Below are 14303 nucleotides of genomic sequence, written 5' to 3' on the forward strand. Positions count from 1 at the left end.
ACCTGCGGCGGCCGAATGCCGCCGCAGGGTGCAGCCATCAGCGCACAGGTGGCGCGTACTGGATGCCGCCGTTGTTCCACAGGGCGTTCATGCCACGGTCGATCTTCAGAGCGGTGCCCTGGCCCAGGTTCTTCTCGAACACTTCGCCATAGTTGCCGACTTGCTTGACGATCTGCACTACCCAGTCCTTGGGCAGCTTGAGGTCCTTGCCGTACTCGCCATCCGCGCCCAGCAAGCGGGCGACGTCCGGGTTCTTGGTATTTTTGGCTTCGGCCTCGACATTCTTCGAGGTGATGCCCGCCTCTTCGGCGTTGAGCATGGCGAACAGGGTCCACTTGACGATGCTGAACCACTCTTCGTCGCCTTTGCGCACCACCGGGCCGAGGGGCTCCTTGGAGATGGTTTCCGGCAGCACCACGTACTCGTCCGGCGCGGCCAGCTTGGAGCGCTGGGCGAACAGCTGCGACTTGTCCGAGGTCAGCACGTCGCAACGGCCGGACTCCAGCGACTTGGCGCTTTCATCGGAGGTGTCGAAGGTGATCGGGGTGTACTTCAGGCCATTGGCGCGGAAGTAATCCGACACGTTCAGCTCGGTGGTGGTGCCGGCCTGGATGCAGATGGTCGCGCCATCGAGTTCCTTGGCACTGGATACCCCCAGCTTCTTGTTGGCCAGGAAGCCGACACCGTCGTAGTAGGTAACACCGGCGAACACCAGGCCCATGCCGGCATCGCGCGAGCTGGTCCAGGTGGTGTTGCGCGACAGCACGTCGACTTCGCCCGACTGCAGCGCGGTGAAGCGTTCCTTGGCGTTGAGCTGGCTGAACTTGACCTTGGTCGCGTCGCCGAACACGGCGGCGGCCACGGCACGGCACACATCGGCGTCGATACCGACGATCTTGCCCTGCGCGTCAGGTACCGAGAAGCCTGGAAGACCGTCGCTCACGCCACACTGGACGAAGCCCTTCTTCTTTACCGCATCGAGGGTGGCGCCGGCCTGGGCGTTGCTCACGGCGCCCAGCGCAGCGGCAGCGGTCAGGACTGCCAGGGTGGTTTTCAACATCTTCATTCACAACCTCCAAATCGCTCTTGTTGTATCGAGCCGGAATTGCACCGCACCCTTTTGAGGCGTATCCGACCCGTATTGGCTTGTTATTGGGTCAATTGGCGCAATGGGCTGTTCTGTGACAGCCTTCGCGTGCAAAGGGTGTTACCGTCGCGGCCTGCCCTTTGCATCGAAGGTTGAATTGCAAAGCCCGTACCAGATTGTTTGGCTGTAGCGTTTAAGCGCTCGTCAAGTAGGTAAAGTTGTATCGTTGCGACATTCTTTTTCAGACAATCATTTCCAGCGCCTTATTTTCAGGCACGCCTTAACGAGACCCGCACACTTTCGGAGCAGTCATGACCAACCCGCTGATTCTCGAACCGCAAAAAACCGCCGACGCTTGTGTGATCTGGTTGCACGGTCTGGGTGCCGACCGTTACGACTTCCTACCGGTTGCCGAATTCATGCAGGAGCGTCTGCTCACTACCCGCTTCATCATGCCCCAGGCACCGACCCGCCCAGTGACGATCAATGGCGGCTATGCCATGCCCAGCTGGTATGACATCAAGGCCATGACCCCGGCCCGCGCCATCGACGAAGCGCAACTGGAGGAATCGGCCGAGCAGGTGATTGGCCTGATCAAGGCCGAGCAAGCCAAAGGCATCAGCCTGTCGCGAATCTTCCTGGCCGGTTTTTCCCAGGGCGGCGCAGTGGTGCTGCACACTGCCTATATAAAGTGGCAAGAAGCCCTGGGCGGCGTGATCGCCCTGTCCACCTACGCCCCTACCTTCAACGACCAGCATCAGCTGAGCGCCTGCCAGCAACGCACCCCGGCCCTGTGCCTGCATGGCGTGCACGACCCGGTGGTGATTCCGTCCATGGGCCGCACCGCGTTCGAGTACCTGGACACCTGGGGCGTGGCCGCGCGCTGGCACGAATACCCGATGGAGCACGAAGTGGTGGTGGAAGAGCTGAACGACATCCACGACTGGCTGGCCAGGCAGCTGCAATAAGCAGAAGCCACCTGTAGTTGTCAGCCCAAGCCACTACGCCGCGCCTGAATCTTGCATTACACTGCCGGCGTACATTCCTTAACCAGTTGATGAGACGATCGTGCTCAAGGCACTCAAGAAAATATTCGGCAAGGGAGACGCCGCGCCACAGGCCGTCGCTCCTGCTGCCAGCGTGACGGCGCCTGCGCCCGCCACCGACGCCCGGCCAGCGGCAAAACCGACCGCCCCGCGCGCCACCCCTGCACCCAAGGCTGAACAACCTGCTGTGGTTGCACCAGCCGCCGACAAGCCGGCCAAGGACAAACCGCGCCGTGAGCGCAAGCCCAAGCCGCAGGCCAGCCTGTGGAAACCGGAAGACTTCGTGGTCGAACCACAGGAAGGCAAGACCCGCTTCCACGACTTCAAGCTGTCCAACGAGCTGATGCACGCCATCCATGACCTGGGCTTCCCCTACTGCACACCGATCCAGGCGCAGGTGCTGGGCTACACCCTGCGTGGCCAGGACGCCATCGGCCGGGCCCAGACCGGTACCGGCAAGACTGCAGCGTTCCTGATCTCGATCATTTCCCAGTTGCAGCAGACACCGCCGCCCAAGGAACGCTACATGGGCGAGCCGCGCGCGCTGATCATCGCCCCTACCCGCGAACTGGTGGTGCAGATCGCCAAGGACGCCATCGCCCTGACCAAGTACACCGGCCTCAACGTCATGAGCTTCGTCGGCGGCATGGACTTCGACAAACAGCTCAAGGCCCTGGAAGCGCGCCATTGCGACATCCTGGTTGCCACCCCCGGCCGTCTGCTGGACTTCAACCAGCGTGGCGAGGTGCACCTGGACATGGTCGAGGTGATGGTCCTGGACGAAGCCGACCGCATGCTCGACATGGGCTTCATCCCCCAGGTGCGCCAGATCATTCGCCAGACGCCGCCGAAAAGCGAGCGCCAGACCTTGCTGTTCTCCGCCACCTTCACCGACGACGTGATGAACCTGGCCAAGCAGTGGACCACCAACCCGGCGATAGTCGAGATCGAGCCGGAGAACGTGGCCAGCGAAACGGTGGAACAGCACGTGTATGCCGTGGCCGGCAGCGACAAGTACAAACTGCTGTACAACTTGGTGACCCAGAACAAGTGGGAACGGGTAATGGTGTTTGCCAACCGCAAGGACGAGGTGCGGCGCATCGAGGAAAAACTGGTGCGCGACGGCATCAACGCCGCCCAGCTGTCGGGCGACGTGCCACAGCACAAGCGTATCCGCACCCTGGAGAGCTTCCGCGAAGGGCGCATCACCGTGCTGGTGGCTACCGACGTGGCCGGGCGTGGCATCCACATCGACGGCATCAGCCACGTGATCAACTTCACCTTGCCGGAAGACCCGGACGACTACGTGCACCGCATAGGCCGTACCGGGCGTGCCGGTACCAGCGGGGTGTCGATCAGCTTTGCCGGTGAGGATGATTCCTACCAGTTGCCGGCGATCGAAGAGCTGCTGGGGCGCAAGATCAAGTGCGAAATGCCACCGGATGAGCTGTTGAAGCCGGTGCCGCGCAAGCACCACTGACGATCCGAATGCTGGCACCGTCCCTGTAGGAGCGGCCTTGCGTCGCGAAAGGGCTGCGAAGCAGCCCCTGGATTTCAACCTTGATGCATGGATTGCCGGGGCTGCTTCGCAGCCCTTTCGCGACGCAAGGCCGCTCCTACAAGGAATTGGCGCAGCCTTGGCTACCAGCGCCCGGCAGCATCCTGGTCACTCTGCTTCCCTTCGACCCAGCGCGGCCCTTGCTGGGTATTTTCCTTCTTCCAGAACGGCGCCCGGGTCTTCAGGTAGTCCATGATGAAGTTGCAGGCATCGAACGCCGCCTGCCGGTGGGCACTGGCCACGCCAACGAAGACGATCGGTTCACCCGGTTCCAGCGCACCGATGCGGTGCAGCACCTCGACCTTGAGCAACGGCCAGCGCTGCTCGGCCTCGACCACGATTTTGGCCAGGGCCTTCTCGGTCATGCCCGGATAGTGCTCGAGGAACATCCCCGCCACTTCCCGTCCATCGTTGAAGTCCCGGACATAGCCGACAAAGGCGACCACCGCGCCCACGCCGACATTGGCCGCATGCATGGCATTGGTCTCGGCACCCGGGTCGAACGCACCTGCCTGAACTCGCACTGCCATGTTCAGCCTCCGGTCACCGGTGGGAAGAACGCCACTTCATCGCCCTCTTCCAGCGCTTCATCGAGCTTGCACAGCTCTTCGTTGCGCGCACACATCAAGTTCTGCTCGGCCAGCACCTGGTACTGCCCGCCCTTGGCGACCAAGGCCTGGCGCACATCGTCCAGCACCTTGAAAGCACCCTCCACCCGCTCGGCATCGACACCCAGCAGTTCACGGTAACGGGCGAAATACATCACCTTGACCTTCATCACGCGTCCACCTTGTAGTGGCCGCTCTTGCCGCCAAGTTTTTCCAACAGGCGCACCTGCTCGATGACCATGCCCTTGTCCACGGCCTTGCACATGTCGTAGATCGTCAGCGCGGCTACGCTGGCTGCGGTCAGCGCCTCCATCTCCACACCAGTCTGGCCAGCCAGCTTGCAGCGGGCAACGATGCGCACGGCATCCTCGCCCTCGGCACCGAGCTCGACCTTGACACTGGTCAGCATCAGCGGGTGGCACAGCGGGATCAGGTCGCTGGTCTTTTTCGCCGCCTGGATCCCGGCGATGCGCGCCACGGCGAACACGTCGCCCTTGGGGTGCTCGCCGTCGACGATCATCTGCAAGGTCTGCGGCAACATGCGCACCCGCGCCTCGGCGGTGGCCTCGCGCTCGGTCACGGCCTTTTCAGTGACGTCGACCATGTTGGCCCGCCCCTGGGAATCAAGATGTGTCAGCACTGCTCTGCTCCTGTGAAGGGAACTGGCAGTGTAAACCTGTGGGTCAGGTTTGAGCAGGGGGCCGGGCAGTGAACTGCCCGGCTGCAGGTTTTACAAGTGCGATTCGGCGTACTCGGCCAGCACCGAGCGGGGTACGCCCTGCAGGGTGATGTGCACGCCATGGGGGAAGTCCTTGAAGCGCTCGGTCAGGTAGGTCAGGCCCGAGCTGGTCGCGGACAGGTAGGGGGTGTCGATCTGCGCCAGGTTGCCCAGGCAGACCACCTTGGACCCGGAGCCGGCACGGGTGATGATGGTTTTCATCTGGTGCGGCGTCAGGTTCTGGCACTCGTCGATCAGGATCAGGCTTTGCTGGAAGCTGCGACCACGGATGTAGTTCAGCGACTTGAACTGCAACGGCACACGTTCAAGGATGTACTCGACGCTGCCATGGGTGCTTTCGTCATCCATGTGCAAGGCTTCGAGGTTATCGGTGATGGCGCCCAGCCAGGGCTCCATCTTCTCCGCCTCGGTGCCTGGCAGGAAGCCGATCTCCTGGTCCAGCCCCTGCACGCTGCGGGTGGCGATGATGCGCCGGTAGCGCTTGCTGACCATGGTCTGCTCGATGGCCGCGGCCAGGGCCAGGATGGTCTTGCCGGAACCGGCGGCGCCGGTCAGGTTGACCAGGTGGATATCCGGGTCGAGCAGCGCGAACAGCGCCAGGCTCTGGTGGATATCGCGAGGCTTGAGGCCCCAGGCTTCCTGGTGCAGCAGCGGCTCCTGGTGCAGGTCGAGCAACAGCAGCTCATCGTTGCGGATACCCTTGATCCAGCCGACGAAGCCCTGTTCATCGATGATGAACTCATTGACATGCACCGCCGGCAGGTTGTCGATCAGTTGCACCCGGTGCCAGGTGCGGCCACGCTCCTGGCGGGTATCGACCTTGCTTACCCGGTCCCAGAACGAACCGCTGACCGAATGGTAGCCCTTGGACAGCAAGGACACGTCATCGACCAACTGGTCGGTGCTGTAGTCCTCGGCGGCGATGCCGCAGGCGCGCGCCTTCAGGCGCATGTTGATGTCCTTGGTGACCAGCACCACGTCCAGGTCGGTGCGCCGGGCCCTCACTTCGAGCAGCTGGTTGATGATGATGTTGTCGTTGAGGTTTTCCGGCAGCAGCTTGTTGGGCTCGTTGCGCGGGGTCATCAGGATCGACAGGAAGCCCTTGGGCCCGCTCTTGCCACGCTGGATCGGCACGCCCTGCTCGACATCGTTGGGCGAGGCGTCACCGAGGGTCTGGTCGATCAGGCGAATGGCCTGGCGGCATTCGGCTGCGATGCTCTGCTTGCCGGTCTTGAGCTTGTCGAGTTCCTCCAGCACCGTCATCGGGATGGCGACATGGTGCTCCTCGAAGTTGAGTAACGCGTTGGGGTCGTGAATCAGGACGTTGGTATCGAGCACATACAGGATTGGCTTGCTGGAGGAAGGGTTGCGTCCTTGGTCATCCATACTCGGTCACCTTATGTCGAAGCCACACGGCGTGGTCTGTTACGCCGCAGAGTGACTGCCGTTCTCCCCGTATCCGCGTTGTTACGGGCGGGAAGCGAACCTGGCTAGGTGGGCCTGGATGACGCCACCTGTGCTGCAGGAATCGGCTGTCTGGTTTCTTCATACCGCAAAAGCCATGACCGGAAAAAGCGTTTTTACGAGTTTTTGAAGTTTATTTTGCCGAATGACGAAGGGGCCTTGGCGGCAGCGCCAGAGGGGACTACAGTCAGAAGTCACACCCCTGGTTCGCGGTACCCATACTCGCGGCAGCCTTCCCAGCCGATACCGCTCTGCGCGGTGTTGCGCAGCAACCAGTCCAGTGCCGGCTGCGCCTTGGGCAAGCTGTCATGGAACTGGATCACCCCCTTGCGCCACAGCAGCATCAAGGTCAGCACCCGCTGCGCCGAGGCTTGCGCCGTCAGTGCACCATCATCCTGAGCATCGATATCCCACAACGATACCCGCAGTTGCTGGCTGGCCATGAACGTCTCGCCGTCGGCGCGGCGTTGCCCATAAGGTGGCCGGAACAACGGCACATACTGTTGCGGCAGGTCGGCCTGCACCCGCGCCTGGCTGCGCCGCAGCGAGTCCTGCCAGCCCGTCCACTGTGCATGGGAGCGATATTCCCAGCCCTGGATGCCCACGCACTGGCCGCCATAGAGCTGGCGCAAGGCGCTTGCCGCGCCGGCGTCGCGGCGTTGCTGCAGGCGGTTGCCGAGCACGAAGAACGTACCGGCAAGCTTCTGCCGACGCAGGTAATCGGTGAGCTGGTCGGTCGTGCCACCCTGCGGCCCGGGCCCACCGACGAAGGTCAGCAGGAACATGCGGTCATTCAGTTCATCACCATTGCGCTCGCGCGCCGACAGCCGCTCCACCTCGCTACTGGTTTGCGGCAGCAATGCGGCCTTGCGCAGTTGCTCGTCGAGGTAGTGCACATGGAACTGGTGGCTGGGTTCGATCCAGCCCGTGTAGAACGTGCCGACATCGGCAGCGAAGGTTGCCGCCTGGGTACGCAACTCTGCCATCGAGGTCACCGGATAACAGAACGACGCATCCTGTTCGCAACTGCGCTGTGCCTGTTGATAGCCTTGCCACAACCGCTGCCACATGCGCGCCCGCAGCAGGCGTACCTTCTGCAGGTTGATCTGGCGCAAGCCCAAGCGGGTTGCCAGCGTCGCCTCGTCCAGCAGCTCGCTTTCGTGCAGCACCTGGGCGAACGAGAGGATTTCCGCCCGCGAGGCCACATCGAACAACGCCGGGCTGTCCAGCTGTTCGGGCCACAGGCTGCGGTCCAGGCTTACCTGGGGTGATGGGGCGGCTTGCACGGCCAGGCTCAGCAGGCCGGCCAGCAAGGCAGAAGCAATGCGCACGGTTGAAGGCTCCGCAACGGCGAAACGCGCACTATAGCGCCTGTACCGGCCATGGTCTGTGACTATCGTCGCCATAGTTTGGACTTGTACCGCCCAGCCCGTAGAATCCCCGGCCAACGATGCCAGGAGCCGACCCGATGCTGACGGTGATTTCCCCCGCCAAGACCCTCGACTACGACACCCCGCCGGTGACCGAGCGTTACACCCTGCCGCAATACCTGGACGACTCCCAGGAACTGATTCGGCAACTGCGCGAGCTGTCGCCAGCGCAGATCAGCGAACTGATGCATTTGTCCGACAAGCTCGCTGGCCTGAATGCCGCGCGCTTTGGCAGCTGGACCCCGGACTTCACCCCGGCCAATGCCAAGCAGGCACTGCTGGCGTTCAAGGGTGACGTGTACACCGGTCTCGATGCCGAGAGCCTGGGCGAGGACGATTTCAGCTACGCGCAGGAGCACCTGCGCATGCTCTCGGGCCTGTACGGCCTGCTGCGCCCGCTGGACCTGATGCAGCCTTATCGCCTGGAAATGGGCACCAAGCTGGCCAATGCCCGCGGCAAGGACCTGTACGCGTTCTGGGGCACGCGCATCAGCGAATGGTTGAACCAGGCCCTGGCCGAGCAGGGCGATGAGGTGCTGCTCAACCTTGCCAGCAACGAATACTTCAGCGCGGTGAAACGCAGCGCCTTGAAGGCGCGGGTGATCAACGTCGATTTCAAGGACTTGAAAAACGGCCAGTACAAGATCATCAGTTTCTACGCCAAGAAGGCACGGGGGATGATGAGCCGCTTCGTGATCCAGCGGCGCATCAACGACCCGGAACAGCTCAAGCAGTTCGATGTGCAGGGCTACTACTACAGTGCCGAACAGTCGAAACCGGACCACCTGGTGTTCCTGCGCGATCATCCTGCCGAGTGATCCTGTAACGGCCGCCTCGAGGTTGAACCCGCCCCCACCGGTACTCCCGCCGTGCCGAGGCCAGGCCGATGCCGCGGTAACTCAGCGGCAACGCGACATTGTCGAGAATGGACAGGCGGGGCAGCAGGTTGAAGCTCTGGAACACGAAACCCAGCAGGCGGTTACGGGTGATGGCGCGTTGATCGGCAGTGGCATGCGTCATGTCGCAACCGTCCAGTACCAGCCGCCCCCGGCACGGCTGGTCGAGCAGGCCGATCAGGTTGAGCAAGGTGCTTTTGCCTGAACCGGAGGGGCCGGTGATGGCGCAGGATTGGCCCGCGTGAAGTGAAAACGACACATCACGCAAAATACCTTCGTTGCCTATCCAGCGTGCAATGCCTTGCATGACGATACTTCGCGTCACTCTGTCACGCCCTCCTCGGCAGTGCCTGCGTCCATGCGATCGAACGGCTCGAGCGATGTCTTTTCTCTGGCTCCCCAGTCGTTTGCGATCATATTGACCAATGAAGTATCAAATTCTGGCCATTCCACCTCATGCATGGATAGTTGCATCATGATCTGAGCCTCATGGTTCCCATACTCTGCCACTTCAATAGGTGGCAACGAATTATAGAAATCTAGTATTTCGCGCAATCCGCTATCATTTCGCCTCGTCTGCTGATATTCCACATTCATCTTTTCGATCATGTGTTGCGCCCACTGATTGTGCAGTTCGGTCTTCTCTGCCAACGCCGCGCGACGTTCGCTGACGGTAAAGGCGCCGCTTTCGTCATATACAATGAGGCTGAGTTGCTCGCGGGAGAATCCCTTAAAGGGGTTCTCTGCTTTTCCCTTGGCAAAACCATTGGCCTGACGGGCACGCTCAAGCCACTCCCGATCCTGCGTATCAGGCAGTTGCGAATCGTAAAAATCCTTTGCTAATGAGTAGGTTAGGCCGCCTAGCCTGTCGATGATCCTAGTAGCCAATTCCGCCAGTTCCTTGCGTGAGTGGCGGCTATCGCGCTGCGCTGCCAGCTCGGCAGCAATACTCAGCTTTTTCGCCAAGCTAGACAGATAGTCATCTTCAGCTTGCTCTTGGTTACCCGCAACTAGCGACTGGTCGGGATTAACACCATCCTCCATTTTCCGAATGCGCGTCACCGCGCCCAATGCATTACCAGGAATGCCTCGACCATTGATCATGTCCATTAATCACACCTTATTTCCCTGGGTAAATTTAGACAACAGTCCTCCCAAACTGCACTCCCTGGCTTGTCCGCCGAAAGTGCAGTCATTTGTTGACCGGCTACTTCAGGGTAAACTCAACTTTCCACGAATAATCCGCCGCGGTTCCGGTGATGGCAGCCGTACAGATTGCGCCACCGCTCGGAGTTGCAGTTTTGGTCCAAACGGGCTGTTTGATTCCATTCGCTGACGTTTTCAGCTGGAATGTCGTGCCAAAGGCGCACGTTTTTCCGCCTATGGTGTATCGGATCATGGCGGCGTTCACATCCGGGCTGATGACACGCTGGACCCGCATGAAGGTCGAAGCGCCCGGTTGGATGGTCTTCGACGGTTGGGGGTTGGCAATCTGGTAGGTAGAACTCTCGTTGGAGGTCACCAAGGTCATGGTCGCGGGTTGCGAACCAAGGTTCTTGATGGTCACGTCTACGGGAGGCCCCGCCTGCACCATGCCAGCCAGCAACAAGGAACCGCTGGCGATCAGGATTTGCGATGTCTTCTTCATTTGGCGTTCTCTCGTCTCTTCCATGTGATAAATGGATGAGACGCCCTCGGTGGCCAGCGGCCCGAGGCTGCCCAAGACGCTCCTTCGTTCATGAACAGCTCCGCAGAGCGTCCAGAGGGGGTAACGGCCAGCGCGGCAAAAGCCTTAGCATTCATGTGGCCATCATGTGTTTCCGCATGTGCTAACGCGCTGCCTCGGTCCAGAGCCGGCCTCACATTGCCAGCATGTCATTTGTTCGACGCCAAAAAACCATCACCCCCAGCGTTATCGCCAAACGCCATAAGACCGTTCGTACCTTTTTTGACGAATTTTGAAAAAATTTTTTGGATGCTGGCAAAAAAATATCTCGCAACAGTTTCGCCCTTTATATATCGGGGCGAAACACCTGCGTGCTATCAGATTGAAATCTGTCCGCCACTGAAAAAATATTTAGAAATCTTTCATCCGGGCCGAACCGACCCGGAACTTCTGCTACGCCGAATCGCTCATAGTGCCGTAACGATTTTCCTGCCCCCGGGCTGTACGAGATGACTTACAGATGACAACGGCAGGTATCCACTACCCGCCCTAATAACTTCGACAGGTATAACGGGCACACCCCGAGCCCCTGTCCATGCAGGAGAGACGCGTCCCTTACAATTCGTCCTAGTGGTTGATTTCAAAGGGTTTTTCCAGTTGAAAGAACAAGCACAGCAACGCGCCAAGTAGCGCTTTGCAATAAAGACGGCTGCATTCCAGGGCACGTTTTTTAATTGATGGCCTTTTACTGCCAAGTTTGAGTGCATAACTTTTGCGCTCCGGATTTATTTTGCCTGCGCTCGGCGAAGTGTGCATTCGCCATGGATCCGTGCGCCCGAAAACTGTTGTTAATCCACCCAGTCTGGCTCTCTGCGGAGGCGCCGACGTGATAAACACATGAGGTGATAGCGATGCGTATCAGCATCTTTGGTTTGGGTTATGTGGGTGCAGTCTGTGCAGGCTGCCTGACGGCGCGAGGCCATGAAGTGATCGGTGTGGACGTGTCCAGCACCAAGATCGACCTGATCAATCAGGGCAAGTCGCCCATCGTCGAACCTGGCCTGGAAGCACTGCTGCAACAGGGCATCGCCAATGGCCGCCTGCGCGGTACCACCGACTTCGCCGAAGCCATTCGTGCCAGCGACGTGTCGATGATCTGCGTGGGTACCCCGAGCAAGAAGAACGGCGACCTGGGCCTTGAGTACATCGAGTCGGTGTGCCGCGAAATCGGCTACGTACTGCGCGACAGCGATCGCCGCCACACCATCGTGGTGCGCAGCACCGTGCTGCCGGGCACTGTGAAGAACGTGGTGATCCCGATCCTCGAAGACTGCTCGGGCAAAAAGGCCGGCGTCGATTTCGGCGTTGCGGTGAACCCGGAGTTCCTGCGTGAAAGCACCGCGATCAAGGACTACGACCACCCGCCAATGACCGTCATCGGTGAACTGGACAGCGCCAGCGGCGACATTCTGCAAGCGCTGTACGAAGAACTCGACGCCCCGATCATCCGCAAGCCGATCGAAGTGGCCGAGATGATCAAGTACACCTGCAACGTGTGGCACGCCACCAAAGTCACCTTCGCCAACGAGATCGGCAACATCGCCAAGGCGGTGGGCGTGGATGGCCGTGAGGTGATGGACGTGGTGTGCCAGGACAAGGTGCTGAACCTGTCCCAGTACTACATGCGCCCTGGCTTCGCCTTCGGCGGCTCGTGCCTGCCCAAGGATGTGCGCGCCCTCACCTACCGCGCCGCCAGCCTCGATGTCCGCGCACCGTTGCTCGACTCGCTGATGCGCAGCAATGAGTCGCAGGTACAGAACGCCTTCGAGCTGATCGAAGCCCACGACAAGCGCAAGGTCGCCCTGCTCGGCCTGAGTTTCAAGGCCGGTACCGACGACCTGCGCGAAAGCCCACTGGTGGAACTGGCCGAACGCCTGATCGGCAAGGGCTACCAGCTGGACATCTACGACGAGAACGTCCAGTACGCCCGTGTCCACGGCGCCAACAAGGACTACATCGAGTCGAAGATCCCGCACGTCTCGTCGCTGCTCAACGCCGATTTCCAGAAGGTCATCGACAACGCCGACATCATCGTCCTGGGCAACCGTGACGAGCAGTTCCGCGCACTTGCCGAGCAAGCGCCAGCTGGCAAGCACGTGATCGACCTGGTCGGCTTCATGAGCAAACCGACCTGCGCTACCAGCCGTACCGAAGGCATCTGCTGGTAACAGCAGGCGCTGGCGGCGCAGGTGTTGCCCACCAAGGTGATACCTGCGTCGCCCACCCTTTCCCGAATTCTCGACGGATGCTGAACATGCAAAGGCTCCAGACAGTGCTGTTGCAGTGCGCCGGGTGGCTGCTCTACATGAGCCTGCTCATGCTGATCGCCCTGGCCCTGCCAGCCGATATCTTCGACTCGCAGTCGAAGCACTTCATCTTCCTGGTCGGCGCAGTCGGCATCTGGCGCTATTCCATGGGCGCCACCCATTTCATCCGCGGCATGATCTTCCTCTACGGCGTGTACCCGTACCTGCGCCGCAAGGTGCAGAAAATGGGCAATGCCGCCGACCCGTCGCACGTGTACCTGATGGTGACCAGCTTCCGTATCGAAGCCCTGACCACCGCCCAGGTGTACAGCTCGGTGATCCGCGAGGCGATCAACTGTGGCTTCCCCACCACCGTGGTCTGCTCGCTGGTGGAGATGTCGGACGAACTGCTGGTGAAAAGCCTGTGGGCCAAGTACAACCCGCCAGCCCACGTCAAGCTGGACATCGTGCGCATCGCCGGTACCGGCAAGCGTGACGGCCTGGCCTATGGCTTCCGTGCCATCTCGCGCATGCTGCCGGACGACAACGCCGTGGTGGCGGTGATCGACGGTGACACCGTGCTCGGCGACGGCGTGGTCCGCAAGACCGTGCCGTGGTTCAAGCTGTTCCCCAACGTCGGTGGCCTGACCACCAACGAGTTCTGCGAAGTGCGTGGCGGCTACATCATGAGCGAGTGGCACAAGCTGCGCTTTGCCCAGCGCCATATCAACATGTGCTCGATGGCCCTGTCCAAGCGCGTACTGACCATGACCGGGCGCATGTCGATGTTCCGCGCCAGCGTGGTGACCAACCCGGAATTCATCGCCGACGTCGAAAGCGACTCGCTGATGCACTGGCGTCTGGGCCGCTTCAAGTTCCTCACCGGTGACGACAAGTCCAGCTGGTTCAGCCTGATGCGCCTGGGCTACGACACCTTCTACGTGCCGGATGCCGCCATCAACACGGTCGAGCACCCGCCGGAAAAGAGCTTCCTCAAGGCCAGCCGCAAGCTGATGTACCGCTGGTATGGCAACAACCTGCGGCAGAACTCCCGTGCGCTGGGCCTGGGCCTGCGCCGCCTGGGGCTGTTCACCAGCATCGTGCTGTTCGACCAGCGCGTGTCGATGTGGACCAGCCTGCTGGGCCTGACCGTGGCGGTGATCGCCAGCCTCAAGTTCGGCATGGGCTACCTGCTGGTGTACCTGCTGTGGATCGGCATCACCCGCCTGATCCTCACCATCATGCTGCTGTGCTCCGGCCACAACGTCGGCCCGGCCTACCCGCTGATTCTCTATTACAACCAGATCATCGGCGCGCTGATGAAGATCTACGTGTTCTTCCGCCTCGACAAACAGTCCTGGACGCGTCAGCCCACTGCCCTCAAGCGTGACCTCGCCAGTTTTCAACAATGGTTCAACACCTGGTCCTCGCGGACCATGACCTTCTCGGCTGCCAGCATCTTCGTCGCTGTGCTGTTCATGGTCGTGTGAGCCCAACCCGGAT

The 14303-nt window shown here is 60.9% G+C and carries 13 protein-coding genes and 1 pseudogene; 5 read left to right on the forward strand and 9 right to left on the reverse strand.

Annotated elements, in window-relative coordinates:
• Positions 1-37 precede the first annotated feature (37 nt).
• The gene (locus HG549_RS21235) at positions 38-1066 is read right to left on the reverse strand and encodes an amino acid ABC transporter substrate-binding protein (protein WP_170032472.1); all 1029 of its coding nucleotides are present in this window, start codon (positions 1064-1066) and stop codon (positions 38-40) included.
• Positions 1067-1398: 332 nt separating this feature from the next.
• Here HG549_RS21235 and HG549_RS21240 point away from each other — a divergent pair, with 332 nt between their 5' ends.
• Positions 1399-2055: an alpha/beta hydrolase gene (locus tag HG549_RS21240; protein WP_170032474.1), complete on the forward strand. Its 657-nt coding sequence runs from the start codon at positions 1399-1401 to the stop codon at positions 2053-2055.
• A 100-nt stretch (positions 2056-2155) separates the two neighbouring features.
• Positions 2156-3613: an ATP-dependent RNA helicase RhlB gene (gene rhlB / locus HG549_RS21245; RefSeq protein ID WP_170032476.1), complete on the forward strand. Its 1458-nt coding sequence runs from the start codon at positions 2156-2158 to the stop codon at positions 3611-3613.
• Between the two features lie 161 nt (positions 3614-3774).
• On the opposite strand, the gene moaE is transcribed toward rhlB, so the two are convergent.
• From moaE to HG549_RS21270, 5 genes are all read right to left on the reverse strand, one after another.
• Positions 3775-4221, reverse strand: coding sequence for a molybdopterin synthase catalytic subunit MoaE (gene moaE, locus HG549_RS21250; RefSeq protein ID WP_170032478.1), 447 nt, complete (start codon positions 4219-4221; stop codon positions 3775-3777).
• Between the two features lie 2 nt (positions 4222-4223).
• Positions 4224-4469: a MoaD/ThiS family protein gene (locus tag HG549_RS21255; protein WP_170034283.1), complete on the reverse strand. Its 246-nt coding sequence runs from the start codon at positions 4467-4469 to the stop codon at positions 4224-4226.
• Positions 4469-4939 (reverse strand): cyclic pyranopterin monophosphate synthase MoaC, encoded by a 471-nt coding sequence (moaC, locus tag HG549_RS21260; RefSeq protein WP_170032480.1) that lies wholly within the window; start codon positions 4937-4939, stop codon positions 4469-4471. The genes HG549_RS21255 and moaC overlap by 1 nt, the downstream gene beginning before the upstream one ends.
• Before the next feature lie 90 nt (positions 4940-5029).
• The gene (locus HG549_RS21265) at positions 5030-6424 is read right to left on the reverse strand and encodes a PhoH family protein (RefSeq protein WP_170032482.1); all 1395 of its coding nucleotides are present in this window, start codon (positions 6422-6424) and stop codon (positions 5030-5032) included.
• A 272-nt stretch (positions 6425-6696) separates the two neighbouring features.
• The gene (locus tag HG549_RS21270) at positions 6697-7833 is read right to left on the reverse strand and encodes a polysaccharide deacetylase family protein (RefSeq protein ID WP_170032484.1); all 1137 of its coding nucleotides are present in this window, start codon (positions 7831-7833) and stop codon (positions 6697-6699) included.
• Between the two features lie 137 nt (positions 7834-7970).
• Here HG549_RS21270 and yaaA point away from each other — a divergent pair, with 137 nt between their 5' ends.
• Entirely contained in the window at positions 7971-8750 is a 780-nt protein-coding gene (yaaA, locus tag HG549_RS21275) for a peroxide stress protein YaaA (RefSeq protein WP_170032486.1), read from the forward strand.
• Positions 8751-8796: 46 nt separating this feature from the next.
• Here yaaA and HG549_RS21280 read toward each other — a convergent pair.
• From HG549_RS21280 to HG549_RS21290, 3 genes and pseudogenes are all read right to left on the reverse strand, one after another.
• A pseudogene (locus tag HG549_RS21280) lies at positions 8797-9135 on the reverse strand (ATP-binding cassette domain-containing protein); the annotation flags it as partial.
• A gap of 14 nt (positions 9136-9149) precedes the next feature.
• Positions 9150-9938 (reverse strand): hypothetical protein, encoded by a 789-nt coding sequence (locus HG549_RS21285; protein ID WP_170032490.1) that lies wholly within the window; start codon positions 9936-9938, stop codon positions 9150-9152.
• A gap of 97 nt (positions 9939-10035) precedes the next feature.
• Positions 10036-10551 (reverse strand): hypothetical protein, encoded by a 516-nt coding sequence (locus tag HG549_RS21290; RefSeq protein ID WP_256665987.1) that lies wholly within the window; start codon positions 10549-10551, stop codon positions 10036-10038.
• Between the two features lie 854 nt (positions 10552-11405).
• Here HG549_RS21290 and HG549_RS21295 point away from each other — a divergent pair.
• Complete coding sequence (locus tag HG549_RS21295) at positions 11406-12722, forward strand: nucleotide sugar dehydrogenase (protein ID WP_170032492.1); 1317 nt, start codon at positions 11406-11408, stop codon at positions 12720-12722.
• An 86-nt stretch (positions 12723-12808) separates the two neighbouring features.
• Complete coding sequence (locus HG549_RS21300; protein ID WP_170032494.1) at positions 12809-14290, forward strand: glycosyltransferase family 2 protein; 1482 nt, start codon at positions 12809-12811, stop codon at positions 14288-14290.
• The last annotated feature ends 13 nt before the right edge of the window (positions 14291-14303 follow it).

Origin of the sequence: Pseudomonas sp. SK, assembly GCF_012975065.1 — a bacterium.
Lineage (GTDB): Bacteria > Pseudomonadota > Gammaproteobacteria > Pseudomonadales > Pseudomonadaceae > Aquipseudomonas > Aquipseudomonas anuradhapurensis.